The sequence below is a fragment of the Bradyrhizobium sp. genome (genome assembly GCF_035309285.1).
GTDB lineage: Bacteria > Pseudomonadota > Alphaproteobacteria > Rhizobiales > Xanthobacteraceae > Bradyrhizobium.
In genome coordinates this window covers 25,578-50,167 of sequence record NZ_DATGFH010000072.1, presented here as the reverse complement: position 1 = coordinate 50,167, position 24,590 = coordinate 25,578, and the positions used below count along the sequence as shown (strand labels likewise).

Genomic DNA, 24,590 nt, shown 5'->3' with positions numbered 1-24,590 from the left:
ACTTGGCAGCTAACGAAAAGCGGGCGATAAGGCGCCCTCCACTCCCGATAAACCGCTCGGTCCGAGCCGGAGCGACGAACGAGGTGGCATGAAATGCTCTTCACTCAATTCGAATTTCTGTTCCTGTTCCTTCCACTGACGTTCGCCGGATATTTTCTCATCGCCTATCTCGTGGACGCGCCGGCCGCGCGCCTGAGCTGGCTCGCGGCGGCGTCGCTCGTCTTCTACAGCTACTGGGATGTGCGCTTCGTTCCAATCATCCTTGTTTCCATCGTCTTCAACTACGTGATGGGCCTTCTGATCGCGCGGCAATCGAACCAGACGGCGCGAGGCTGGGTGCTGGCCGCTGCCGTAACCGTCAATCTCGCCGCTATTGGCTTTTTCAAATACACCAATTTCGCCATTCATATTTTCGATGCGATCACCCGGGCGAAATATCCCTCGCTTGCGATCGTGCTGCCGCTCGGCATTTCCTTCTTCACCTTCACCCAGATCGCTTACCTTGCCGACGTCTATGGCGGTTATCCCAACGAGAAGAGCTTCACCAAATACGCGCTGTTCGTGACCTATTTCCCGCATCTGATCGCGGGCCCCATCCTTCACCACCGTGAGATGATGCCGCAATTCGGGTCCAAGGCCGGCCGGACCCTATCGGCAGAGAACGTCGCGATCGGGCTCACCATCCTGGTGATCGGCCTGTTCAAGAAGTCGTTCATCGCGGACGGTTTTGCACTGATTGCCAACCCCGTCTTCCAGGCGGCGGCCCAACAGCACTACCTTCATATTCTGGATGCCTGGGCCGGCGCTTTCGCTTATTCGCTGCAGATCTATTTCGATTTCTCGGGGTATTCCGACATGGCGATCGGGCTGTCGCTGTTGTTCGGCATTAGGCTGCCGTTCAATTTCGACGCGCCTTATAAATCGCAGAGCATCGTAGAGTTCTGGCGCCGCTGGCACATTTCGCTGTCGCGTTTCTTGCGTGACTATCTTTACATCCCTCTGGGCGGTAACCGGTATGGCGAAAGACGCCGCAGCTTCAACCTTGCGGCCACGATGGTCCTTGGCGGACTATGGCACGGCGCCGGCTGGACCTTCGTGATCTGGGGTGCGCTGCACGGGTTGTTCCTCACCATCAATCATCGCTGGACTGAATTTGCCCAGAAGCGGCCGGCGCTCGCGAGAGTGACGAAGAGCTGGTGGTATCCGATCGCGGCGCTTGTGCTGACACAGGTCGCCATCGTCTTTGCCTGGGTATTCTTTCGCGCCGACAACTTCCATGAGGCCGTGCGCGTGATCCAGGCCATGGCGGGCCGCGCCGACCAGAGCAGGGTGGCTCCTCGCCTCGTCGACGTCTACGGAGGGGCCTCGATTGCGCTCGGTTATTTCGCCTGCCTGATTCTGCCCAACGTCAACGCGATGTTCGCACACTGGAGTGTCGGACTTGAGACCTACAAAAACGAACGACCGTGGAGCATTCTCAATCTGACCTGGCGGCCATCCGTCGCGTGGGCGCTTACGACATCCCTAGTGCTGTTCGTTGCCGTGATGATCAATCTTGTTGCCGGCGACAGCTCGCAGTTCCTGTATTTTCAGTTCTAGCCGCTTCGAAAAACGGCGAAGACCCACGAATCTGGGGCGTCAGCAATGAACGCGACATCGGAAACCATTTCCTCCATACAACCGCTGCAAACTGAGATGAACCAGCCGCCACGACGCTACCTGACTATTGTCGGTGCATTGTTTGCTGCGGCCTTCGTGCCGCTGGTCTGCCTCATTGAGTGGGCAGGCTGGCATTCGGGGGCGACGGTGCCATTATCTAGCATCGCACGCGAGCAACAGGATTCTGACAAAATTCTTTGGCTTGGCGCCTTCAAGGACTATGCGGCCTACAAGCTCGAGCGCATCAAGCTCGTCCAGCCGGAAGTGCTACTGGTCGGCAGCTCACGCTGTGCACAGGCCCGCGCACAAATGTTTCGGCCCTACAAGACCTATGACGGCTGTCTGACCGCCTGGCCGCTCGAGCATGTTGTTGATTTCATCGATCGAGCGACACGCATAGCCAAGCCGCGGGTCGTCATTGTGGCGCTCGATTGGTTTCTGTTCGGCGACACCCTCGCAGAGGCCTGGCGGAAAGAGCGTACGATGGACTTCCGTCAAGGACTGAACTCGCACCGCAGGAAGGTGCATGACCTCATCGATTTCGCCAAGCAGACCCACTGGAATCTCCACGAGCTCCTCGCGTCGATGGAACGGGACAAATTCGAGCCGATCGACCGTAATCGCCTGCTCGGAATCGAGGCGACCCGCGGGCAGTTCGGCTTTCGCAGCGACGGCTCTATCTTTGTCGCGCCCGTATATCGTAGGATTGCCGACGAACAGCTTGCCAAGGGCGTCGAAAATGTCACAGGCTCTTTTCCCGGTGGTCAACATCTGAGCGAGAAACAGTTTCGGCATATCGAGCAGCTGTCACAGCTGGCGAGAAATCGCGGCTTTACGTTGGTCGCCATTCAATTCCCGATCTTCAAGCCCGCCGCAGACTTCATGGATACGAGTCAGTCCTATTGGCCCTATGCCGGGCTCTGGCGCGAACTAAGAAGCGAGGCGACCGCCGAACGGTTTGAACGCCTCGGTATCCGCTTTTTCGACATGAGCCGCGATCCTTTGAACGCAGACCCCGAGAATTTTTTCGATCCGGCCCATCCGACGGAACGCGGCGTACTGCGGACGATCATCAAGCTATTGGATCGCAAGGATTTCCGAGACGTATTTCCTCAAATCGACAAGGCCGCCCTGGAAGGCGATCTCCAGAAAAATCTGGAGAGCGGAGAGAGGTTCGACCTCTATCACTGAGCGCGCGCCTTTCAGTTCGAAGCGCCGATCTTGCCGGCAAAGGCCCGCTTGAACGCGGCCGTCTTCACGAGCTCACGGGCGAGATAGCCTGTGAATATCTTCGCGCCATTCTTGTCGAGATGCCCTCCCCCGTCGACGGTCGTCATGCCGTCGAATGGCGGCGCGATCAGTTCGACGTGCAATGCATCAGCCAATTCTCTGGCCTGCTGAAGGCAGGACTGGCTGTGCGGCACAAGCGTCAGAACCACATTGCCGCCGACCTCCTTGAGGAACCTGCGGGCGTAATCGACCACGGCTGCATTGGTGTGGCAGTTGCCGTCCCGTGCACTGCGCATCGGCTTGTTACCGCTGGCGACATAGGCAGGATTCGCATCGAGCAGCATGTCACCGTTGGAGACGTTGCGATAGAGACCGAAGAAGGGAGGCGTGAGCGAATAGCTTCCCTGCTGGAAGGCGGCATCGATGTCCTCAATACGCCAGCGGAGATTTCGGCCGACCACCGTGAGCCAGCCCCGCATCCGGTTGCGCTGAACAGCACCGATCGGCACCTTTTCGGGCCCAATCGTCAGGTCCAGATCGTTGCTGAAAAAATGCACGAACTGATCGTCGGCATTGATGATCCACAAGGGCGGCCGGATACCCCAGCGCTTGATCACTAGGCGCGAAAACTCACCGCCCCGAATGCCGACGAAGGCCATGTTGTAGATCTTTAGACCGCCGAGTTGCGGAGAGGACTGCAGCGTCTGGCGGTCGACTGCATAACTGACGAAGGAAGGTCCGAGAAACACGATATCGGATGCCTTCGCGGATGCGACGGAGTGCCCGACATTGTTGTAGAAGATGTCCTCGTCCTGAATCTGCGGAATGTGGCGCCCACCGAAATTGCGGTACCAGTCTGCATCGCCGTCCTTCACGATCTCCGAAAAGAAATCGTGCCTTGCGCCACCGTCCCAGCAGATCACAGCGAAGGCCGCGAGGATCAAGGACACTCCAAACACGATCGCAAAAGCCAATGCGAGCAAGTAGCGGCGCATGATGCCGGAAGCCGGCCTGATATCGAGGCCGTCATTGGAAACCGAGATAGCTGTGTCCTGCATGTCCAGAAGGCGCCTCGAGCGATTGGACGAGAGTCCGGCTGCTTGGAAAGCCTTGCTAATCCAACTGGGACATCGACTGCAATGGCCTCGCCGGCAGACTTTATGTGGTATGCAGCACGTCCCGCGGGGCGGTGGTGCCAAGCGCGCGTCTCAGCCATGCGCGGGACGGCGCCTCGATCAGCGAATAGCAGCCCCAGGCAATGGCTGTCGTTACGCCGACGAACAAACAAAGCCGAAACACGAATTCGGGAACCGACATGACATCCGACGCCCCGATCATCGCGATGCGCATCAGAAACGGATGCAGCAGATAGACCGAGTAACTGCACTCGCCGCCGATGATCACCGCACGCCAGGACAAAAACCGCGCCAGCCCATACCGGCTCGCGCCCAGCATGATGATCGAGAAGAAGGCGACTTCCCCGAGGCGGACGGCAAGCTCGATCGCGAGATAATAATCCGGCATGCTCGGCTGAAAGAACAGCAAGATCGGAAGCAATACGAGCCCCGCTGCCGACAACCAGAACAGGCCGGCAACCAGCCTCCCCTCGGCGCGACGAACGGGCTTCCCGGTGCGATCGAGATAAATCATCGCGACCAAACAGCCGGCCAGGAACTGCGGAACACGCAGATATGGCCCGTAATAGGTCAGCCATTGCATTCCGCTGTCGGTGAGCCGTGGGGCTACCGTCTGCAGCAAGGCATCTCCATAGCGGAAGAACAGGAAGATTGCGACCGCAAACGCAAGCAGGTTCACAAGCGCAAGCACCATCACAGTTGCCGGACGTCGCACGCGCGCAAGCGCGATGCAGATGAGCGGAAACAGCAGATAAAAGAAAAACTCGACGCTGATCGACCACAAATGCTGGATCGAAGGAATCACCGCCACCAGCATTTTGCCTTCGAGAGCTGGGAACCACGCCTGAGTCATCGTCAGCACAAACCCCACGGCATGCGGGTCGCCACCCTTCAAGGCCACGATGCCCAAGACCACGACCGCATACATCGGATAGAGCCGCGCGAATCGTGCGATCGCAAAACTGCGCATGGCTTCCGCCAAAGGCTTCGTCCCAAAGCTCTCCGCATAATTCAGCCAAAGCACGAAGCCGCTCAGCACAAAGAACAGCGTCATCCCGATGCTGCTGATTTGCGCCACCAGTTGCGCAAGCCAATCATGGCGCAGCGCCAGTGCGCCGTGGCCGACCGCAACGGTCACGGCCGCGACATATCTGAGCCCCGTCAATGAGCCGATGAAGCGGGAATTTTCGTTCACCCAGCAACCCCCGTTCTCCCATACCGCCATCTTTGGCTAGCTCACCCCGAGCTTCCGATGTCTTGCTCAAATGCCCGCAGCCGCCAAGGAAAGATTTTCCCCAACCTGGCCTCGCGCGCTCCGTCCCTCCTCCAGGTGGAACCTGGGCGGAGGCCGGAAAGCAAAAAGCCCAAGCTTTTCAAGGCTGATCCCGAAAGTGTCAAAATCTCGGCACAACCGGGTTAGGATTGATGCTTCTCTCCGCGTGTGAGTTGGGCTATCCGTTCGGACTCACGCGAGTGCCCTCCGCGGGGCTCTGAAGTGAAGCAGATGGGGGCTGAAGGGGGATCCTTGCACCAACTTGTTGACACTTTGCACGGCGATGTCGTGTGCCAGGAAATTCGCGCCTCATGCCGCGCGGATCAGACCATTGCGTTCGTTTCGGGCAACTTCAATGTCGTCCATCCCGGCCATCTGCGGCTTTTGAAGTTCGCGGCGGAACAGGCCGATGTTCTGGTAGTCGGCGTCAATTCCGATTTCACACCGGGCGTGACGGTTGCCCAGGAGATGAGGCTCGAGAATGTACGCTCGATATCCTTCGTGCCGCATGTCGTGCGCCTGGACAAATCCGCCTCCGAGTTCATTGCGCGGCTGAAGCCCTCCGTTGTGGTCAAGGGCAAGGAATTCGAGAATAGGTCCAATCCTGAACAGAACATCGTCGAGTCTTACGGTGGCAAGCTTATCTTCTCCTCCGGCGAATTGCGATTCGCCTCGCTTGCGCTGCTCGAGCGCGATGCTAATGTCGATATCTCCACTGTTCGCAAGCCCCTCGAATTCCCCCAGCGCCACGGCTTCGAGATCTCGGGTTTGAAGCAGCTGCTTGGCAAGTTGTCCGGCATGCGAGTTGCCGTCATCGGCGATCTCATCGTGGACGAATACGTGACCTGCGATGCGGTCGGCATGTCACAGGAGGACCCGACCATCGTGGTCACCCCACTGATGACACGCACCTTTGTCGGTGGCGCCGGCGCGGTCGCTTCCCATGCACATGGGCTCGGCGCCGACGTTCAATTCTTCACCCTGGTTGGCAACGACGAGGCGGCGAATTTCGCGTGCGATACTCTGGAACGGCATGGCGTTATCTGCAAGACTTTCGTGGACGAAACCCGGCCGACCACTCGAAAGCAGCGTTTTCGCGCTTTGAACAAGACCCTGCTGCGCGTCAATCATCTCCGACAGCACGCGGCTGAAGCCGACGTCCAGCGTCAAATGCTGAGTGCGGTGGAGATCGCGCTGAAGACCAGCGATCTTCTGCTGTTTTCTTGCTTCAACTACGGCTGCCTGCCGCAGGACCTAGTGGATGCGGTCGCTGATCGCGCGCGCGCCATGGGCGTCATGATGGCCGCCGATAGCCAAGTCTCCTCACAGACCGGCGATGTCTCTCGTTTCAAGGGCATGACACTTCTTACGCCGACCGAGCGCGAGGCGCGCGTGGCGCTGAACGATTTCGTCTCAGGCCTTGCGGTCATCAGCGAGCGGCTGATCGAAAAAGCGCGAACGAAAAACCTCGTCATAACGCTTGGCGCGGAAGGCGCGTTGATCAACACGATGAGCGACGGCGCACACAATTCCGACCGCCTGCCCGCCTTCAATCCGTCGCCGAAGGACGTATCCGGTGCTGGTGACAGCCTATTCATGGCCTCGTCGATGGCGCTGCGGGCTGGTGCGGATATCTGGCAGGCCTCCTACCTAGGTTCACTTGCGGCCGCGCTGCAGGTCTCCCGCGTTGGCAACCTACCGCTTACTACAGACGAACTCGTTACCGAGATCGACGAGACCGGTTTTACTCACGAGTGACGGACCACTCATGCGAGCGCTATTGCTTGCAGCCGGAATCGGAAGCCGGTTGCGTCCATTAACCGACACGATGCCCAAATGCTTGGTGCGCGTGCACGACAAGCCACTGCTCGACTACTGGCTCGGCCTTGTTTTCGAAGGCGGGATCGAGCGTGTGCTTCTGAACACGCATTGGCTTGCGGAGCAGGTGCGTCAGCACGTGGCAAATTCGCCCTGGCGCTCCCGCATCGATCTCGTCCACGAGGACGAGCTTCTAGGGACAGGAGGCACCGTACTTGCCAATCGGGACTGGTTTCAGAACGAGGCGTTTTTGGTCGCGCATGCCGACAATCTCACTGATTTCGACGTGCCAGGGTTGATCGCAGCCCATAACCGCCGCCCCAAGGGCCACGTCATGACCATGCTCGGCTTCCAAACTGACGATCCCTCCTCGTGCGGGATTCTCGAACTGAATGCACAAAACACCGTCGTGGCGTTTCACGAGAAGGTCAAAAAACCGCCGGGCAACCTCGCCAACGGTGCGGTCTATATTTTCGAGCCGGACGTAATGGTCGACATCGCCGGGGTCGGCAGGGCCTTCGTCGATCTCTCAACCGAGATCATCCCGAACTATATCGGGCGGATTTTGTGCGTTGAGACAAACGGTTATCATCGGGACATTGGCAATCTAGAAAGCTTGCGCCGTGCCCATTCTGAGTTTAAGCAAAAGCCGCACCAGGAGCGCGTCGTCGCGGGGCTTTCCTAATTGCCCTTCTTGGTTTCAGCTGTTTGTTCGGCAGGGCCGATCATTGTCGCGGCTTCGTGTAAAGCGCGGGGCCAAATTTGGGGAGCGTCAAGGCGATGAAGATTTTTGTGACCGGCGCGTGCGGCTACAAGGGTAGCGTCCTAGTCCCCAAACTGCTCAAGGCAGGGCACAAGGTGGTTGCGTTCGACATTATGTGGTTCGGCAATTTCCTCGAGCCTCATCCGGACCTCACCGTCGTCAAGGGGGACGTTCGGAATCCCGATGAAATCGATCTTTCCGACGTCAATGCGATCATCCATCTATCGAGCGTCGCCAACGACCCCTGCGGCGATCTCGACCCCAAGCTCACCTGGGAAATCTCTTGCCTTGCCACCATGCAGCTGGCCGACCGCGCCAAGCGTCACGGCATCAAGCGCTTCATCTATGCTTCCTCCGGCAGCGTCTATGGCGTCAAGGAAGAGGAGCAAGTTACCGAAGATCTCGAGCTTCTGCCGATCTCCGAATACAACAAGACCAAGATGTGCGGCGAGCGCATCGTGCTGTCCTATAGGGATGACATGATTGTGCAAATCGTGCGGCCCGCCACTGTGTGCGGATACTCGCCGCGGCAGCGCCTCGACGTCTCTGTCAATATGCTGACCGTACAGGCGCTGATGAATGGCCGCATCACCGTTTTCGGTGGCGAACAGACCCGACCCAACATTCACATCGATGACATTACCGACCTCTATCTGTTCCTGCTCGACCACCCCGAGCACACCGGCATCTACAATGCCGGCTTCGAAAACATCTCTATCCTCGATATCGCCAAGCTGGTGACCAAGCACATCAAGGCCGAGATCGTGGTGACGCCGTCCAACGACCCGCGCAGCTATCGAGTCAATTCTGACCGCCTTCTAGCGACCGGCTTTCGACCTAAGAAGACAGTCGAGGACGCGATTAAAGAACTGGTCGGGATGTACTCCCAAGGCCAGCTCAAGAACGAAGACCGTTGGTACAATCTGAAATGGATGGAAAAGGAAGTCGTGTCATGAACGCGCCCGCCTTCTCGGCTCCGAGCAAGCTGTTTAACGAGTATTCCAGGCGGCTTTCTGTCCTATTGGAGAGCTTCGACTGGAGCCCTGTCGAGCGCCTCGCCTACGATCTGCGTGACTGCTGGCAAACGGGGCGGCAGGTGTTCTTCTGCGGCAATGGCGGCAGCGGCGGCAATGCCAATCATCTCGCCAACGACTTTCTCTACGCGCTGTCGAAGACGCCGGGCTCGGGCCTGCGCGTGCATTCGCTCTCGGCCAATCCGTCCGTCATCACATGCCTTGCCAACGATGAAGGCTACGATCGGATCTTTGCGCTCCAGCTTGCGGTGCTTGCCCGCAAGGGCGACGTGCTAATCGCCTTCTCCGGGTCAGGCAATTCTCCGAACATCGTGAAAGCACTCGAAGAGGCCAGGAAGATCGGCATGACGAGCTATGCGGTGCTCGGCTACTCCGGCGGCAAGTCAAAGGCGCTGGCTGACGTGCCGATCCATTTCGCGATCGAGGACATGCAGATTTCCGAAGACGCCCAGATGATCATTGGGCACATGCTGATGCAGTGGCTGTACCGGCAGCGCGGCGAAATAGTGCGGAACGCGAGCAGATAAGCGGATTCCATGGTGGGGCAAGAGAAGTTTCTCATCCTGGGCTCGAACTCGTTTTCGGGCGCGACCTTTGCCGACTATTTGGCGACTAAGGGCTATGACCTACTCGCAACGAGCCGGTCGGACGAGCCTCACGACGCATTCCTGCCCTATAAGTGGCATAAGCGGCCGGGGAAGGTTCGGTTTCGTCGGCTCGATCTGAACAATGATCTCGACACGCTGAAGTCGCTGCTAGCTGCCGAGAGGCCGACCCACGTTGTCAACTTCGCCGCACAAAGCATGGTCGGAGAAAGTTGGCTCTATCCGGACCACTGGATGATGACCAATGTCGTTTCCGCGGTGCGGCTGCACGATATCCTTCGCAATTATGACGGACTCGAGCGGTATGTCCATGTGACGACGCCCGAAGTCTATGGCTCGACCGAAGGCTGGGTGAAGGAAGACGCCCCCTTCAACCCGTCGACGCCTTATGCCGTGTCCCGCGCGGCCAGTGACATGAGCCTGAGTACGTACTTTGCGAACTATAAGTTCCCCGTAGTCTTTACTCGTGCGGCCAATGTCTATGGTCCCGGCCAGCAGCTCTATCGCATCGTCCCTCGCACGATCGCCGCCGCGATCGGCGGCCAGAAGCTGCGGCTCGACGGCGGCGGCAAATCGGTACGCGTGTTCATCCACATGGCGGACGTATCGGATGCGACGCTGAAAATCGCGCAGAGGGGCACCCTCGGGCAGACCTATCACATTTCCGGTTATGAGCTCGTCTCCATCCGGGCGCTGGTCGAGATGATCCTGAAGCAGCTCGGCAAGTCCTTCGAGGAGTGCGTTGAGATCGGCCCCGAGCGTGCGGGCAAGGACACCGCCTACAGGCTGGACAGCCTCAAACTGCGCACCGCACTTGGCTGGCGCGATACGTTCTCGCTCCAGCAGGGCATCGATGATGTGATTGCCTGGGCCGAGCGCTTCCGTACCGACATTCCGAAGCTGCCTACCAAATACGAACACAAACCTTGAAGACCACCGCCCCTGAAGCGGGTGACTGGAGAGCACGATGAACGTTGCAGTCCGGACAACGACCGCGCCAATTGATGCTGCCGCGCTGAAACTGCAGGCCGCGCGGGTTCGCGGCAAGATCATCGAAATGTCGCATGCGGCGCAGGCCGCACATTTGGCGTCCTCGTTGTCTTGCGCGGACGTGTTGACTGCGGCGTATTGGCAGGTGCTCAACATCGATCCGAAAAGGCCAAACGATCCGTTGCGCGATCGCTTCATCCTCTCGAAAGGGCACGCTGCGGCGGCCCTTTATACGACGCTCGCAATGAAGGGCTATTTCCCGTTCGAAGAGCTAGACACCTATTGCAAGGATGGCGGGCGGCTCGCCGAACATCCGCCAGCAAACCTGTTGCCCGGCGTCGAGGCCGCAACGGGTTCGCTCGGGCACGGTCTGCCGCTCGGCTGCGGCATGGCGCTGTCGGGACGCATCAAGGGCGAAACCTTCCGCGTCTTTGCCCTTCTTTCGGATGGCGAGAACAATGAGGGCTCAGTGTGGGAATCCGCGATGTTTGCCGCCGCCCAGAAGCTCGAAAATGTTTGCGTCGTCGTCGATTACAACAAGTGGCAGGCAACAGCGCGTTCGAACGAGACGTTGATGCTGGCACCGCTCCGCGACAAATGGGTTGCGTTTGGCTGGGATGCGCATGAGATCGACGGCCACGATGTCGGCGCACTGGCAGAAGCCATGCAGCGCATTCCGAACGGCTCGGGCAAGCCGGTTGCGCTGATCGCACACACTGTGAAGGGCAAGGGCGTGTCGTTCATGGAGGACGACAACAACTGGCATTACCGCGCGCCGACGGCTGAGGAGGTCGTGAGGGCGCATAAGGAGCTTGGCCTCAGATGAGAAATGCATTCGCCGACGAACTGACCAAGCTCGGCAACGAGGACGCTCGTATCGTGATGCTGTCGGGCGATATCGGCAACCGCCTGTTCGACAAATTCAAGGACAAGCACCCCGGCCGTTTCTTCAATTGCGGCGTGGCGGAAGCCAACATGATGGGCGTTGCCGCCGGCATGGCCATGAACGGCCTGCGGCCCGTCGCCTACACCATCACTCCCTTCGTGACCACGCGTTGTCTCGAACAGATCCGCACCGACGTCTGCTATCACGAGGCGCCGGTGACCATCGTCGCGGTCGGCGCGGGCCTGGCCTATTCCGGCCTCGGCCCCACCCACCACGCCTGCGAGGACATCTCCTTCCTGCGCTCCATCCCGAACATGGTGGTGATCTGCCCGGGCGATGCCTTCGAGGTACGCGCGGCGCTGCGCGCCTCGATGCAGCAGGATCGGCCCGTCTATATCCGGATGGGCAAGAAGGGCGAGCCGGTGGTGCATTCCGGTCCGATTGCCGATTTCAAGATCGGCAAGGCGATCACCATCGCCGACGGCAGCGACGTCTGCCTGCTCTCGACCGGTAACATGCTGCCCGAGGCAACCGAGGCCGCCCACAAGCTGAAAGAGCAGGGCGTCTCGGCCAAGGTCGTGAGCTTCCACACGGTGAAGCCGCTCGATGAGGCGTGTCTCAAAGACGCGTTCTCGCGCTTCAGGCTGGTGGCGACCCTGGAAGAGCATTCGCTGATCGGCGGCTTTGGCGCGGCCGTCTCCGAATGGCTTGCGGACACGGAGACGCAGGCGAAAAAATTCCTGCGCTTCGGCACGCCGGACGCCTTTTTCAAGAAGTCTGGTGAGCAGGAATATGCCCGCGAGGTGCTCGGGCTCACCGGGCACCAGATCGCCGAAAAAGTCCTCCACGCCTTGTCCTGAAGAATCATCCGTATGAAAACCGAAGCTGCGCTTCTCGTCCAAACCGGAAAGCCTCTGGTCCTGGCGGAAATCGAAATCCCCGCACTCAAGCCCGGCCAGGTGCTGGTCGAGATCGCCTATTCCGGCGCCTGCGGTACGCAGGTGATGGAGTGGCGGGGCGACAAGGGCGAGGACAAATGGGTCCCGCACTGTCTCGGTCATGAGGGCACCGGCACCGTCCTGGAAGTCGGGAGCGCCGTGACCAAGGTCAAGGCCGGCGACAAGGTCGTGCTGTCCTGGATCAAGGGTAACGGCATCGAGGCCGGCGGCGCGGTGTATGATTGGGCGGGCCGGAAGGTGAATGCCGGCGGCGTCACCACCTTCCAGCGTCACGCGGTGGTGAGCGAAAACCGCCTCACCCATCTGCCCACGGGCCTACCGATGGATGTCGCGGTGCTACTCGGCTGCGCCGCGCCGACCGGCATGGGCGCTGTCTACAACGTCTTGAAGGTGCAGCCCGGTGATGCAGTCGCCGTGTTCGGCACCGGCGGCATCGGCTTGAACGCGCTGATGGCGGCCAGCCTCGCCGGTGCCATGCCGGTGATCGGGATCGATCCCAATCCGACCCGCCGCGCACTCGCCAAGATCTATGGCGCAACCCATGTGCTGGACGCCTCCGAGGGCGATGTGATCGCCGAGATCAAGAAAATCGTGCCGCAAGGCGTCGATCTGGCCGTGGAATCCTCCGGTATTCCGGCCGTGATGGACCAGGCCGTCAACGCCACCCGCCAGCAGGGCGGGCGTGCGGTCGTGATCGGCAACGCCAAGCAGGGTGCGGCGCTCTCGCTCAATCCGGGCGTCTTCAACCAGGGCAAGAGCCTGCTCGGCACCTGGGGCGGAGACAGCGTTCCGGACCGCGACTATGGCCGCTACGGCCGCTTGCTGGCGTCAAACCGCTTCCCGGTGCGCGATCTGCTGTCAAAGCCTTACAAACTGGCAGAGGCCGATCAGGCGCTAGCCGACCTCGCCGCGGGCAAGGTGGGCCGTCCCCTGATCGACATGTCGCTGCGCTAGGCGTTCAAGGACCCGCGATGCGGATCGGGATCGATTTCGACAATACCATCGCATGCTACGACGGCGTGTTTCATGCGGCGGCCCTCGAACGCGGCCTGATCCCGCGCGGTCTCGCGCGCGACAAGAACAGCGTGCGCGATCATCTGAACGGCAGCGGCCGCAAGGATGACTTCACCGAGCTGCAGGGCTACGTCTATGGCGCCCGCATGGACCTGGTCTCGCCCTTTCCGGGCTTTGCCGAGTTCATCGGCGTTGCGCAAGGCGCCGGCCACGAGCTCTTCATTGTCAGCCACAAGACGCGCCGTCCGATCCTCGGGCCCAGGCACGACATGCATGCGGCCGCGCGCGGCTTCCTCGAAGCGCGCGGGCTGATCGGCCAAGGCGCGGCCAGGATCGATCCGGCGCGGGTGTTCTTCGAACTGACCAAGGAAGAGAAGGTCGCGCGTGCGGCCGAGCTTGGCGTCGACATGTTTGTCGACGACCTTCCGGAGATCCTGGCGATGCCCGGATTCCCGCTCGGCATGCGCAAGGTCCTGTTCGATCCGGATGACCAGTTCGCTGGCCGGGCTGAGGATGCGAGCAAGCTCGACCGCCGCTCATCCTGGGCCGCGATCTCGGCGGATATCGGCCGTGAACAGAGCTGAACCGCAAGCCGAGGAAAGCTGGCTTTCCCTGGCGAGCCATCTCGCCGATAGCGCAGGCCGCGGACAGGCGCGTGGGCTCTCGCGCCTGGCCGGAGGCAAGAACAACCAGGTCTACCGCGTCGAAATGGACGCAGGCTCTCCGCTGGTCCTGAAGCGCTATTTCAGCGATCCGCGCGATCCGCGCGACCGGCTCCGTGCCGAATGGGATTTCTTGCAGCACGCCTGGTCGCGCGGCATGCGCTGCGTGCCCGAGCCTTTGGCCTGTGATACGAGCGCGCATGCCGGGCTCTACAGCTTTGTCGAGGGACGCAAGCTGCTCGCTGCCGAGCTGAATCCGGCCCATATCGAGGCGGCGATCGACTTCGTGCTCGCGGTCAACGCGCGGCCGCGGGCGGCGCTCGCGCCGGGCTCGGAAGCCTGCTTCGCGCTCGCCGAGCATGTCGCAACCGTCGAACGCCGCGTCGCGCGCCTTGAGCAGCTCGATCCCGATGCGCCGCACGCCAAAGCGGCCCAAAGTTTCGTGGCGAAGCGGCTGCTGCCCATATGGCATGCCGTGAAACTGAATCTCGAAGTCGCCGCCCAAGCTGCCGGCATTCCCATGGAGCAGGCGCTCGCAACAGACGATCGCTGCCTGTCGCCGTCGGATTTCGGCTTCCACAACGCGCTGATCGACGCTGCTGGCCGCCTGACGTTCCTGGACTTCGAATATGCCGGCAGTGACGATCCGGCCAAGCTGGTCTCCGATTTCTTTTGCCAGCCGGAAATCCCGGTGCCATCAGGCTATCATCCGACCTTTATCGCGCGCGTGGCCGACGGCCTCGGGCTCGACGAGAAGGGCCGCGCACGCTGCCGCATGCTGCTTGACGCCTATCGCATCAAGTGGACCTGCATCATTCTCAACGATTTTCTGCCGCTCGGCGCGGCGCGCCGCGCCTTTGCCGAAACCAGCGCCTGGGCCGCGCGCTGCGCCGCCCAGCTCGAGAAGGCGGAAGCCAAACTTGCCGGATTGAACGCTTAAGATCCGGATTGACCGACCTGTTGCACTGGAGAGAGTTTCATGGCCTATCGCGAGTTCGTCAGCCTCGTTCATAAATCGACCAAGCGCGACTATCTCGCGCGCGTCACCCAGCGCGACAAGGCTGAGGTCGCCGAGATGGCGATCAAGTTCGACTACGATTACTGGGACGGCAGCCGCGAGACCGGCTATGGCGGCTACAAATATGATGGCCGCTGGCGCAAGGTGGCGGATGCCATGGTTGCCGCCTACGGCATCAAGCCGGGCATGCGCGTGCTCGACGTCGGCTCCGGCAAGGGCTTTCTGCTGCACGATTTCCGCGAGGCCGTTCCCGGCATCGAGGTCGCCGGCATCGACGTCTCCGCTTACGGAATCGAGCACACGATGGAGGATGTCAAGCCGTTCTGCCAGGTCGGATCGGCCGCCAAACTGCCCTGGCCCGACAACCATTTCGATCTCGTCATCTCCATCAACACGCTGCACAACCTCTACAACTACGACCTCGACGCCGCCTTGCGGGAGATGGAGCGCGTCGGCCGCGGCGCCAAATACCTCTGCGTCGAAGCCTATCGCAACGAGCGCGAGAAGGTGAACCTGATGTACTGGCAGCTCACCTGCCGCATCTTCCACACGCCGGAAGAATGGGCGTTCGAGTTCAAGCGAAGCGGCTACACCGGCGACCACGAGTTCATCTTCTTTGAATGAACGTGGAAGGGCGACGCGGCAAGATACGGCATGACCGGCCTCTCGCGATAAGGCGCCTTGACAGCCCCGCCCCAAGGAACCGCAGCCTGTGAGCCGCGGGAGTGTTGCTTTCCGGTGTCAGATGCAACCAAAGAGAGAGGTTGATGCTCCAAAGCGCCAGATGATAGGGTCGCCGGGGCGCAAGGGTGGGGTTTCATAATAGATGGTCAAGCCAATAGCGGGCGAGCACGGGCCGCACGTGATCAAGTACCGGCCCGATGTAGATGGGCTGCGCGCGGTCGCTGTTATCAGCGTCGTCATATTTCATGCATTTCCGACCTTGCTCTCGGGCGGTTTCGTCGGCGTCGATGTCTTTTTCGTCATTTCCGGATACTTGATCACGTCGATCATCGTGTCCGATCTCGACGATGGCCGATTCAGCTTCGCGACCTTTTACACGCGGCGCATACGCCGCCTCTTCCCGGCGCTGTTGGTCGTACTGGCCGCCTGTCTCGTTGCCGGATGGTTTCTGCTGCTTCCCGATGAATACCAACAGCTTGGGAAACATGTCGCCGGCGGAGCCGCCTTCATTGCCAATTTCATCTTCTGGAAGGAAGCGAACTATTTCGATACCAGCGCCAACACCAAGATCCTGCTGCATCTGTGGTCGCTGGGAGTCGAAGAGCAATATTACCTGATCTGGCCGGCGCTGGTGTTGGCGGTCCGGAAGACCCGGTTCAACCTGGCGCTGATCAGTATCGTTCTGCTCGTGGGATCGTTCGCGATCAGCGTTCATAGCGCCGCGACCAATCCACCCGCTGCTTTCTATTCGCCACTTTCGCGGTTTTGGGAGCTGCTGGCTGGAGGACTGCTGGCCTACTTCACCCAACTTCGGCCCGTGCTGCGCAAGCCGCTGCCGCTTGTGCTGTGTGAAGCGATGGCGCTGTTGGGCGCGTTGCTGCTGGCGGTGGCAATCGTCAAGATCACGCCGAAGACAACGTTTCCGGGCTGGTGGGCGCTGCTCCCGGTGCTAGGGACGTGCCTGCTCGTGCTTGCGGGCCCGCTCGCCTGGCTCAATTCCCGCGTGTTGTCCAACCGCGCCGTGGTATGGATCGGCCTGATCAGTTATCCTCTCTATCTCTGGCATTGGCCCCTGCTCGCGTTTGCGCACAACGCCTACGCCGAGCCGTCTTGGATGCTGCGGCTGGAGCTCGTGGTCGCCAGCGTCGTTCTCGCCTGGCTGACCTACCGCTTCATCGAGACGCCGCTGCGGTTCGGAACATTGCCTGTAAGGGTCCGGATATTGGGGCTCATCGGCGCGATGGTCTGCGTCGCTGTCTTCGGCATCTATGACCTTGCAAAATCCGGCATCCCGGGTCGATTGAAAGACCGAGCCGAATACGCGGCCTATTTCGAAGGTTATCTGTACGACGCAAGCAAACATACGGTCGAACGGGCGCAGATCGCCCAAAATCAATGTAACTTCTATAGATGGAACAGCCCGTTCCCTTCCAATGCCCCTCGTGATGCGATCGATCCGGAGTGCTACACCCGTCACACATCAAAGGCCGTGTTGATCCTTGGAGATTCCAATGCGGCCGACTTGTACTACGGGCTGAAGGAGGTGCTACCGAAGGAGATTTCCACGCTCTTGATCTTCAGCTCGGGCTGCCCGGTGCGTGCTCTCAACGATGCACAGATCCAAGCGGATCACTGCAATATGACTAATCACTTCGCGCTGGAACGAATCAAACTCGATCCGCCCGACGTAGTTCTGATGTCTTCAAACAGTTCGTTCGATATAAACTACATCAGGACCTACTCGGTCATGATCAGGAAGCTTGGTGTGAAGCATATCTTCGTGCTTGGCCAAAGACCGCATTGGAAGCCGTATCTGTATAAGATCATTATGAAGAGCTATTGGTACTCTACTCCGCACTACATACCCGGGCATCAGGACGACGAGCTCCTTGCATTAGGGAATGCATTCGAGTCCAAACTAAAAAGCAATGAGCCGTTCGACTACGTCGAGGAGCGAAGCCCATTCTGTAATTCGGATGGTTGTCTCACCTATCTGGGCGATGATCGAAAGACGGGCTTAATTACCTTCGACGACGCACACTTGCGGCCGTTCGCGTCCGTGTATCTCGCGAAAAAGCAGCTCGGGCCTATGATCGTCAATGCCCTCCGAACTGACGAAGCCAATGCGGCCACGCGCTAGCTCCCAAGGTCGGGGAGATGCTTCTCCTTTCGATGCGGAGCTTCATGATTGGATGGACGTGCCGAGCCACGCGCGAGGGCTATGGGATATTGCGGGGGGGGGCGGGGTAGATGTCGGTTCATTCGGTTGACATGAAAATCGGCTCGGTGCGCCGCTGGCCCGTACGGTTGCGAAAGCCGAAGATCGCTGCGCGCTTTGTGCGGCTGCTCGAGTTGGCGCTGAACGTTGCAGGCCGCTTCGGAGCGAAAGAATTTCTCAAGAACATCATATTTGTGTTCTTGCCGTTCAAGCAGGCATTCATGCTCGCTGTCATCTACCGGCACTACACCCGACGCGATGATCTCGACCGGCACTTCCAGTTTTTTTGCGGTCTCAACATCCACGGCATGTTGCCATGGGTGCTCGCCAGCCCTCGTTCGGACAAGTACATCAATGAGCTCGTGTTCTTTTTCCTTCTTTGTGGGGACGAGAAGCAGGTGCTGGCGCTCTTCCCACAAATCAATTGGCAAGGGAGCGAAGAGTACTTTCTGGAGGCGCTGGAAACCCTCATTAAGAAGCTTTCGACCGGCTACTTCATGGAAGTGCTGGCGCAGATCCATACGGTCGATTGGAGCGCGATCCCACCCCGGTTTATGGGTGGTTTCGCAGAGCTCATCAAGATGATGCTGGAGCACCGCAACTTCACCTTTGAACAGGGGACGTTCGCAGCAAGGCAATATGACGACGACGAATTATTCGAAGCGCCGCTCGATCGTTATGTCCCGGAGTTCTTTGCCGACAAGGAGCTGATCAATGGGCTGATCGAGCGGCTCAAGCTGCCGCGGCACAACGATATCCTCAGTTCGCGCGAGCAGAACGGTCAGCACTGGGAGAGGTTGCCTGCCAGTCACCCGCAGCGTCCGCTGCTGGCCGAGATCAACCTGTTCTATGCCTATCGCCACCTGTTGCTGACGACTTATCACAGCGGCGAGGGCTTTCATCTGCCGGACGTCTTCAACCGAATGAACGAAACGCAGCAAAGACTGCGCCGCTCGCTGCCCGCGCCCAGTCCGAAACTGAAGACGTTTCTTGACGGGCTCGGTGTCGATTTGCCGGAGGCCAAGCTGTTGTCGCCGGACTGGAGCGCGCTGATCGGCCACAACGGGCATCTGAATGTTCATCTCATGATGCGCCAGATGGGATGGTGGAGAGGCAGTCCGCTGCTGCTGGCTTACGACGATCGCATCGCCAACAAGCCTTTCCTGTCGCTGTTTTCGGAGATCTGCCCGACGCTCACTTTGCATGACAACGTCACGCCCGACATTTGGCACGAGCTCGCAAGCCTCATTCCCTTCCTCGGCATGTCGCATCAGGCCTTCGCGTTCGAGGATGGCCGCGCCGTTTACTGGAATGACGCCGGCTCGCTGGCGCTCAAGCAATGGGAGGCCGAGGGGCGCGGCTTTCCACTGCGCGACATCTACGACCGCCGCATGGCCGCCGACGACCGCACCGAGCAGCTTTACCAGTCGCTGCGCCGGAAATGGGGCATGAGCGAAGACGACTGGTACGTTTGCCTGCATGTTCGCGACGCCAAGGCGCGCAACGATACCGAAGGGGTCGGCGAGTCGATCCGCAACGCCTCGCTCGAGAGCTACATGGATGCCATCCGCCATGTCACGGAACGCGGCGGCTGGGTGGTGCGGATGGGCGGGCGCAGGGTGCCGCCGCTGCCCGAAATGGCGCGGGTTATCGATTATGCGCGCAGCGACGACCAGGTGCCCGAGATGGATATCCACCTGATGCGCCGCGCGCGGATGTTCATCGGCACCACCTCGGGGTTTGCCTATGTAGCAACGAGCTTCGGTATCCCGACCGCGATGGTGAATGCGCTGAGTTCGGTCGGGCTGTTGTGGTCCACCGACACGCGGTTTGCGCTCAAGCCGGTCCACACGAAGGGCGGGCGAATGCTGTCGCTCGGCGACGTCACATCCGAACGCTACCGCTGGGCGTTCCCTACCTACGAATCGCTCGTGCGCGCCGGCTTGACCGTGGGCGAGAGCAGTTCGGATGAAATCCTGGAAACGGTACGGGAGGTCCTGGATCTTTGCGAGCCGGGGCGTACGGCCGCGGTATCGGGCGTCGACGACGGCTGGGAGCGCTACGTGAAGGTACCGGGCTTTTTTGGCAGTTCCCGGCCGAGCAAGTACTTCGTTGAGAAGTATGCGCGCGAATTCTTGGCGAACGACTGAAGGCGGACAGCTATCATGAACATCGCGCGGTTCGACCTCGCTTTGGAGAAGCCAGGTGCGGCTCAGCCGTCTCACCTATCCTACCGCCCGGATATTGATGGCCTGCGTGCCCTCGCGGTCCTTCCGGTGCTCATCTATCACGCCTTTCCGAGCCTCCTGCCCGGCGGCTTCTTCGGCGTCGACATCTTCTTCGTGATTTCCGGTTACCTGATCACCGGCATCATCCACCAGCAGATGCGCGAGAAGCGTTTCAGCATCGCTAATTTCTATGCCCGCCGGATTCGCCGCATCTTCCCGGCGCTGATCCTCGTCGTCACCGTCACCTTTGCCATCGGCTGGTTCCTGCTGCCGCTGCACGACATGCAATCGCTGGGGACCAACATCGCCGGCGGTGCGATCTTTGCCCAGAATTTCGTGCTGCTCGGGCAAGTCGGCTATTTCGATCTGGCCGCCAACATGAAGCCCCTGCTCCATCTCTGGTCGCTTGGGATTGAAGAGCAATATTACGTCGCCTGGCCGCTGACGCTGCTTTTGATCCGCCGCTGGAATCTGAATGGGCTCGCCGTAGTGACGGTGCTCGCGGTCACTTCGTTCGTGCTCTGTCTGATTGTCGGAGCCCGGGCGCCCGATTACGCCTTCTACCTTCCCGTGACGCGCGCGTGGGAGCTGCTGGTCGGCTCGGCGCTGGCGCTGTGGCATGGCGGACGCATCATCAATCTTGAGCAACGCAAGTCAAGCTTCCGACCGTCGCGGGAGATCGCGGCCGCATGCGCGCTGGCGGCGATTGTCGTCAGTCTATGCGCATATCGCGCCTGGATGCGGGACCCGGGCTGGTTCACCCTGTTGCCGGTGCTCGGCGCCGCCGCCTTGATCGGCGGCAGCGGCACGTTCGTCCACCGACATCTGCTTGCGGCGCGTCCGGCGGTGTTCGTCGGGCTGATCAGCTATCCGCTTTACCTCTGGCACTTCCCGCTGATGGCCTATGCGCGCATCCATTTCGTCGACGGCGTCCGTATCCGCTACATGCTGGCGATCCTGCTGGCGAGCGGGTTACTGGCCTGGCTCACCTATCGGATAGTCGAGAAGCCGTTGCGGTTCGGACGCAAGCGCGTCCGGATCAAGGTCGCAGGCCTGATCACCGCGATGCTTGCTCTAGGTATAGTCGGCCTTGCTGCCGACCGAACCAACGGTTTGCCGATCAGGATTCCAGCTTCGGTTCGTCCCTTCATGCTCACTGGCGCAGAATCCTCGCAATATTGGCGGGAGGGAAAATGCCTGATGCAGCCCGAACAGAGCCCCGCGGAATTCGCTCCGGAATGTGCGGGCAATGGTGGCCGGCCCTTGCTTTTCATTTGGGGCGATTCCTACGCCGCATCACTTTATCCCGGGCTGAAGCATTTCGCCGCCAAGCGCGGGTTCGACGTGGCGGAGTACACCGCCTCGGCCTGTGCGCCGCTTATCGGCTACGTCAATCCTGAACGGCGGTTCTGTAAGCCGAGCAACGACTACGCCCTCAAGCGCATTGCGGAGCTGCGCCCGGATGTGGTGATCCTCTATTCGACCTGGAGCTACAGCGAACCCGATCTGCGTGGCGGCCTGCAACGGACCGTTCCGTTGCTGAGGCCGTTTACTAAGAAGATCGTGCTGTTGGGACCGCCCGCAAGCTGGACCGGCGAGGGTCTGTCCGCCAACGTTCTCGACTACTACTTCGAAAGCGGCGGGGCGATACTGCCTGAACGAACCTGGTATCGCTCCAACGACCGTTGGACTCGCCAGATCGAGTCGATTCTCGAGCCCGAATCCGCAAAGGCAGGCATCGACTACATCTCGATGCGCCGACTCATGTGCAACAATGACGGATGCTTGGCGCGTATCGGCCCGAATGGCTCCGAGCTCACCGCATTCGACGGCGGCCATCTGACCCACGCCGGCTCGATCTTCATGGCCGGTCAGGTGATCGACCGCCTTTTGGATTTCAAGCACTAAGGCTGACGCTGCGCGGCGAATGACGAGTTTTGCTTGGCTCCCAGCACGCGCTGGAACGTCGGAGTCTTCTCCAGCGCTGAAATCAGGTCACGGGTGAACGCGTTGCTGCCGCGGCGATCGAGGTGACCGCCGCCATCCCAGCTCGAATAGCCGAGCTTTCCGGTAAGCACGAGCTCCACGCCCAGTTTCTGCGCCAACTCACGCGCCTGCTGTTCACAATAGTAGGTATTCGGCACCAGGGTCAGAACCACATCTCCACCGACAGTCGCGACGAAGCGCCGCGCGATCCGAACGACCTGTTCGCTGGCATGGCACGCCGCACGAGGTTTGATCGCAACGCTTGGATTATCGGCGTTCTCGTACCTGGGAAATGCCGTCATATCGGCATCGCCCGTTGCAGCATCGCGATAAAAGCGCGGGATGATGACGCGGTCCGGCCGTTCAAGGGCAGTGGAATGGAACAGGCTCTTGAAAAGAGCCTCCGCGCGCCATCGCAGGTTGCGCCGGACGACCTCCCGAAACGCCTTGAACCGGCTGTGCTCGGTTGCGGCGATCGTCTTGACGTCGCCGGAAAAGGACCGCTGCACGGTGTCGCCGAAGAAGTGACCACCGCCTCCGCCATCATCCGCGTTGATGATCCAGAGTTTTGGATGAATGCGGAAGCGTTCGGCGATTCTTCGGGTAAACTCGCCGCTGGAAATGCCGACGAAGGACATATTGTAAAAGGTTAGTCCATACCGGGCCAACCTTTTGGCCGCGATGTTTCCGTTGATGCCAAAGGCCACCAGGGATGAGCCGACAATCACGACGTCAGCCTGCCGCAGGTGCTCGATCGACGTGCCGATGTCGTGAAAAAAGATGTCCTGGTCCTGAATCTCGGTCACAGCGTCGCCGCCGAGGTCCTGATACCAGCTTGGTCCGTGGCCAGCCCGGATTGCGGCAAAGTGGTCGCGTCCGATCAGCGCCCAGGCTGACAACAGCCCGCTGATTAGGATAAGGGAAACAAAGAGGGAAAACACGTAGCGGGCGAGAGCGACAACCATGCTGCCGCCGTCCATCGCCTTGCCCCCGATCGCGTGCATCCGCAAGTTTCGCCCAAATCGTTCAGATTTCCTCTGATCGGCATTGCCGCCGAGCAGAGATGCCAGCATAGGCTGCTAGCATTTTGCCGTCCAAACGGTTAGCACGTCGGGACCTCGCTGACAGCCCGTTGCATGCGCGTGCACGGAGCGCCGCTCGGGCTGTCCCAGTACCACGAATTCGCCTTTCTGTATGAGCATCTCGGACCAGATCATACGCCCAGCGAGCTCTCACTGTCGACTGTGCGGCCACACGGTCAGCACACCGGCGTTATCGCTCGGCCGGCTTCCGGTGTGTAACCGTTTCACCCGGACGGGACAGGTCGACGCGCTGGTCGATGTCGACATCGTCGAATGCGAGAGCTGCCGGCTGATCCAGCTCCGCGAGCCGCCGCCGGCGGAGGCCCTCACCCCGCAATTGCCCTGGATTCGCTACCGCGAACCGGAAGGCCATCTCGACGCCCTGGTGGAGACGGTGTTGGCGCTTCGCTCCGACGCGCGCAGCGCGCTCGGCACCGGCCCGTTCGAACAGCCGCTGCTGACGCGCCTTGCGGCCCGCGGGGTTGCGACCGCCGCCCTGGAACTCGATGCGCCCACCCGGGAAGGATTTTACCCCTATCTCGAAACCTGGCAGGCCAGCCTGAACGCGCCGCGGCTCACTGAGATCGCGGCGCGCAAGGGGCGCTTCGACCTGGTGTCCTGCCGCTATATCATCGAACACTCGCGCGCGCCGGTCGCGGCGCTCACCGCGCTCAAATCTCTCGTTGGCGAGCGCGGCCTGCTTCTCATCGAGGTTCCCGACAGCAGCAAGTTTCTCGCCGCGCGCGACTATTGCTTCCTGTGGGATGAACACTGCTGCTATTTCGTGGAGAATACCCTTGAGCGGCTGGCGGAAGCCGCGGGCTTCCGGGTGCTCTCGATCCTGCGCTATCCAGGAGTTCTGGAAGATGCGCTGGTCGCCGTGCTGGAGCTCGCAAAGTCCCCTGTCCCGGCGCTCGTCCCGCAAGGCGCGTCCGCCCTGTTCCAGACCTATCGCGAGCGGTTTCCGGCCACTCGAGAGCGCCTTCGAGCAAAACTCGCCAGCAGCGCCGGCAAGACCAAGAATGGGGTCGCGCTGTTCGGGATCGGCCATCACGCCATCATGTTCGTCAACGCCTTCGGATTGGGCGTCGATATTGCGCTCGCGGTCGATGACGACCCCGACAAAGCCGGCTTTTTCCCCCCCGGCTTCAGGGTGCCCGTGGTAAGTTCAGAGGCGCTGCTGCAGGACGAGCGGATCAAGATTTGCCTGTTTGCGGTGGCGCCCCATATCCAGGCGAAGGTGCGGGCCAAGCTCGCGCCACTCGCGGAACGTGGGGTGGAATTTCGCTCGATCTATGCGGCGCTCGATGATTCGGTCGTGAAGGAGCTTGCGTGAAGGATCTTG

Annotated in this window: 20 protein-coding genes; 17 read left to right on the top strand and 3 right to left on the bottom strand. The window is 60.4% G+C overall.

Features of this window, described 5'->3' with window-relative positions:
• The first annotated feature begins 93 nt into the window (after positions 1–93).
• Positions 94–1,599 carry an MBOAT family O-acyltransferase gene (locus VKR55_RS13865; RefSeq protein WP_324404135.1) on the top strand — a complete coding sequence of 502 codons (1,506 nt, stop codon included), beginning with the start codon at positions 94–96 and terminating at the stop codon, positions 1,597–1,599.
• A 45-nt stretch (positions 1,600–1,644) separates the two neighbouring features.
• Positions 1,645–2,850, top strand: coding sequence for a hypothetical protein (locus VKR55_RS13860; RefSeq protein ID WP_324404134.1), 1,206 nt, complete (start codon positions 1,645–1,647; stop codon positions 2,848–2,850).
• Positions 2,851–2,861: 11 nt separating this feature from the next.
• On the opposite strand, the gene VKR55_RS13855 is transcribed toward VKR55_RS13860, so the two are convergent.
• Both VKR55_RS13855 and VKR55_RS13850 read right to left on the bottom strand, forming a co-directional pair.
• Positions 2,862–3,947: a hypothetical protein gene (locus VKR55_RS13855; protein WP_324404132.1), complete on the bottom strand. Its 1,086-nt coding sequence runs from the start codon at positions 3,945–3,947 to the stop codon at positions 2,862–2,864.
• A gap of 100 nt (positions 3,948–4,047) precedes the next feature.
• Positions 4,048–5,220: an acyltransferase family protein gene (locus VKR55_RS13850; protein ID WP_324404130.1), complete on the bottom strand. Its 1,173-nt coding sequence runs from the start codon at positions 5,218–5,220 to the stop codon at positions 4,048–4,050.
• A 309-nt stretch (positions 5,221–5,529) separates the two neighbouring features.
• On the opposite strand from VKR55_RS13850, the gene VKR55_RS13845 reads away from it, so the two are divergent.
• The 14 genes from VKR55_RS13845 (at position 5,530) to VKR55_RS13780 (ending at position 22,085) form a co-directional block, all read left to right on the top strand.
• Complete coding sequence (locus VKR55_RS13845) at positions 5,530–7,056, top strand: PfkB family carbohydrate kinase (RefSeq protein ID WP_414642365.1); 1,527 nt, start codon at positions 5,530–5,532, stop codon at positions 7,054–7,056.
• A gap of 10 nt (positions 7,057–7,066) precedes the next feature.
• Positions 7,067–7,801: a nucleotidyltransferase family protein gene (locus VKR55_RS13840; RefSeq protein WP_324404128.1), complete on the top strand. Its 735-nt coding sequence runs from the start codon at positions 7,067–7,069 to the stop codon at positions 7,799–7,801.
• Positions 7,802–7,896: 95 nt separating this feature from the next.
• Positions 7,897–8,835 carry an NAD-dependent epimerase/dehydratase family protein gene (locus VKR55_RS13835; RefSeq protein ID WP_324404126.1) on the top strand — a complete coding sequence of 313 codons (939 nt, stop codon included), beginning with the start codon at positions 7,897–7,899 and terminating at the stop codon, positions 8,833–8,835.
• A complete protein-coding gene (locus tag VKR55_RS13830) occupies positions 8,832–9,440 on the top strand; it encodes an SIS domain-containing protein (protein ID WP_414642364.1) in 609 nt (202 codons plus the stop codon). The genes VKR55_RS13835 and VKR55_RS13830 overlap by 4 nt, the downstream gene beginning before the upstream one ends.
• Positions 9,441–9,449: 9 nt before the next feature.
• Positions 9,450–10,448 (top strand): GDP-mannose 4,6-dehydratase, encoded by a 999-nt coding sequence (locus VKR55_RS13825; protein ID WP_324404122.1) that lies wholly within the window; start codon positions 9,450–9,452, stop codon positions 10,446–10,448.
• Positions 10,449–10,485: 37 nt separating this feature from the next.
• A complete protein-coding gene (locus tag VKR55_RS13820; RefSeq protein WP_324404120.1) occupies positions 10,486–11,334 on the top strand; it encodes a transketolase in 849 nt (282 codons plus the stop codon).
• Positions 11,331–12,254: a transketolase family protein gene (locus VKR55_RS13815; protein ID WP_324404118.1), complete on the top strand. Its 924-nt coding sequence runs from the start codon at positions 11,331–11,333 to the stop codon at positions 12,252–12,254. The genes VKR55_RS13820 and VKR55_RS13815 overlap by 4 nt, the downstream gene beginning before the upstream one ends.
• Positions 12,255–12,266: 12 nt before the next feature.
• On the top strand, positions 12,267–13,307 hold the full coding sequence (locus tag VKR55_RS13810; RefSeq protein WP_324404115.1) for a zinc-binding dehydrogenase: 1,041 nt from the start codon (positions 12,267–12,269) through the stop codon (positions 13,305–13,307).
• A gap of 17 nt (positions 13,308–13,324) precedes the next feature.
• On the top strand, positions 13,325–13,951 hold the full coding sequence (locus tag VKR55_RS13805; protein ID WP_324404113.1) for a hypothetical protein: 627 nt from the start codon (positions 13,325–13,327) through the stop codon (positions 13,949–13,951).
• On the top strand, positions 13,938–14,969 hold the full coding sequence (locus VKR55_RS13800; RefSeq protein ID WP_324404112.1) for an aminoglycoside phosphotransferase family protein: 1,032 nt from the start codon (positions 13,938–13,940) through the stop codon (positions 14,967–14,969). The genes VKR55_RS13805 and VKR55_RS13800 overlap by 14 nt, the downstream gene beginning before the upstream one ends.
• A 39-nt stretch (positions 14,970–15,008) precedes the next feature.
• Entirely contained in the window at positions 15,009–15,671 is a 663-nt protein-coding gene (locus VKR55_RS13795; RefSeq protein WP_324404110.1) for a class I SAM-dependent methyltransferase, read from the top strand.
• Positions 15,672–15,873: 202 nt separating this feature from the next.
• Positions 15,874–17,871, top strand: a complete 1,998-nt coding sequence (locus VKR55_RS13790) for an acyltransferase family protein (RefSeq protein ID WP_324404108.1) — start codon at positions 15,874–15,876, stop codon at positions 17,869–17,871.
• Positions 17,872–18,068: 197 nt separating this feature from the next.
• Positions 18,069–20,099 carry a TIGR04372 family glycosyltransferase gene (locus VKR55_RS13785; RefSeq protein ID WP_324404106.1) on the top strand — a complete coding sequence of 677 codons (2,031 nt, stop codon included), beginning with the start codon at positions 18,069–18,071 and terminating at the stop codon, positions 20,097–20,099.
• A gap of 15 nt (positions 20,100–20,114) precedes the next feature.
• Positions 20,115–22,085, top strand: a complete 1,971-nt coding sequence (locus VKR55_RS13780) for an acyltransferase family protein (RefSeq protein ID WP_324404103.1) — start codon at positions 20,115–20,117, stop codon at positions 22,083–22,085.
• Here VKR55_RS13780 and VKR55_RS13775 read toward each other — a convergent pair.
• Positions 22,082–23,236, bottom strand: a complete 1,155-nt coding sequence (locus VKR55_RS13775) for a hypothetical protein (protein ID WP_324404101.1) — start codon at positions 23,234–23,236, stop codon at positions 22,082–22,084. The two genes, VKR55_RS13780 and VKR55_RS13775, sit on opposite strands and share 4 nt — an antisense overlap.
• 121 nt (positions 23,237–23,357) lie before the next feature.
• On the opposite strand from VKR55_RS13775, the gene VKR55_RS13770 reads away from it, so the two are divergent.
• Entirely contained in the window at positions 23,358–24,581 is a 1,224-nt protein-coding gene (locus tag VKR55_RS13770) for a class I SAM-dependent methyltransferase (RefSeq protein ID WP_324404100.1), read from the top strand.
• Positions 24,582–24,590 lie beyond the last annotated feature (9 nt).

Bases quoted from the DNA above. Each gene is read 5' to 3' on its own strand.
- VKR55_RS13865 (WP_324404135.1), top strand. From the start codon at position 94: ATGCTCTTCACTCAATTCGAATTTCTGTTCCTGTTCCTTCCACTGACG.
- VKR55_RS13860 (WP_324404134.1), top strand. From the start codon at position 1,645: ATGAACGCGACATCGGAAACCATTTCCTCCATACAACCGCTGCAAACT.
- VKR55_RS13855 (WP_324404132.1), bottom strand. From the start codon at position 3,947: ATGCAGGACACAGCTATCTCGGTTTCCAATGACGGCCTCGATATCAGG.
- VKR55_RS13845 (WP_414642365.1), top strand. From the start codon at position 5,530: ATGGGGGCTGAAGGGGGATCCTTGCACCAACTTGTTGACACTTTGCAC.
- VKR55_RS13840 (WP_324404128.1), top strand. From the start codon at position 7,067: ATGCGAGCGCTATTGCTTGCAGCCGGAATCGGAAGCCGGTTGCGTCCA.
- VKR55_RS13835 (WP_324404126.1), top strand. From the start codon at position 7,897: ATGAAGATTTTTGTGACCGGCGCGTGCGGCTACAAGGGTAGCGTCCTA.
- VKR55_RS13830 (WP_414642364.1), top strand. From the start codon at position 8,832: ATGAACGCGCCCGCCTTCTCGGCTCCGAGCAAGCTGTTTAACGAGTAT.
- VKR55_RS13825 (WP_324404122.1), top strand. From the start codon at position 9,450: ATGGTGGGGCAAGAGAAGTTTCTCATCCTGGGCTCGAACTCGTTTTCG.
- VKR55_RS13820 (WP_324404120.1), top strand. From the start codon at position 10,486: ATGAACGTTGCAGTCCGGACAACGACCGCGCCAATTGATGCTGCCGCG.
- VKR55_RS13815 (WP_324404118.1), top strand. From the start codon at position 11,331: ATGAGAAATGCATTCGCCGACGAACTGACCAAGCTCGGCAACGAGGAC.
- VKR55_RS13810 (WP_324404115.1), top strand. From the start codon at position 12,267: ATGAAAACCGAAGCTGCGCTTCTCGTCCAAACCGGAAAGCCTCTGGTC.
- VKR55_RS13805 (WP_324404113.1), top strand. From the start codon at position 13,325: ATGCGGATCGGGATCGATTTCGACAATACCATCGCATGCTACGACGGC.
- VKR55_RS13795 (WP_324404110.1), top strand. From the start codon at position 15,009: ATGGCCTATCGCGAGTTCGTCAGCCTCGTTCATAAATCGACCAAGCGC.
- VKR55_RS13790 (WP_324404108.1), top strand. From the start codon at position 15,874: ATGGTCAAGCCAATAGCGGGCGAGCACGGGCCGCACGTGATCAAGTAC.
- VKR55_RS13780 (WP_324404103.1), top strand. From the start codon at position 20,115: ATGAACATCGCGCGGTTCGACCTCGCTTTGGAGAAGCCAGGTGCGGCT.
- VKR55_RS13775 (WP_324404101.1), bottom strand. From the start codon at position 23,236: ATGCTGGCATCTCTGCTCGGCGGCAATGCCGATCAGAGGAAATCTGAA.
- VKR55_RS13770 (WP_324404100.1), top strand. From the start codon at position 23,358: ATGAGCATCTCGGACCAGATCATACGCCCAGCGAGCTCTCACTGTCGA.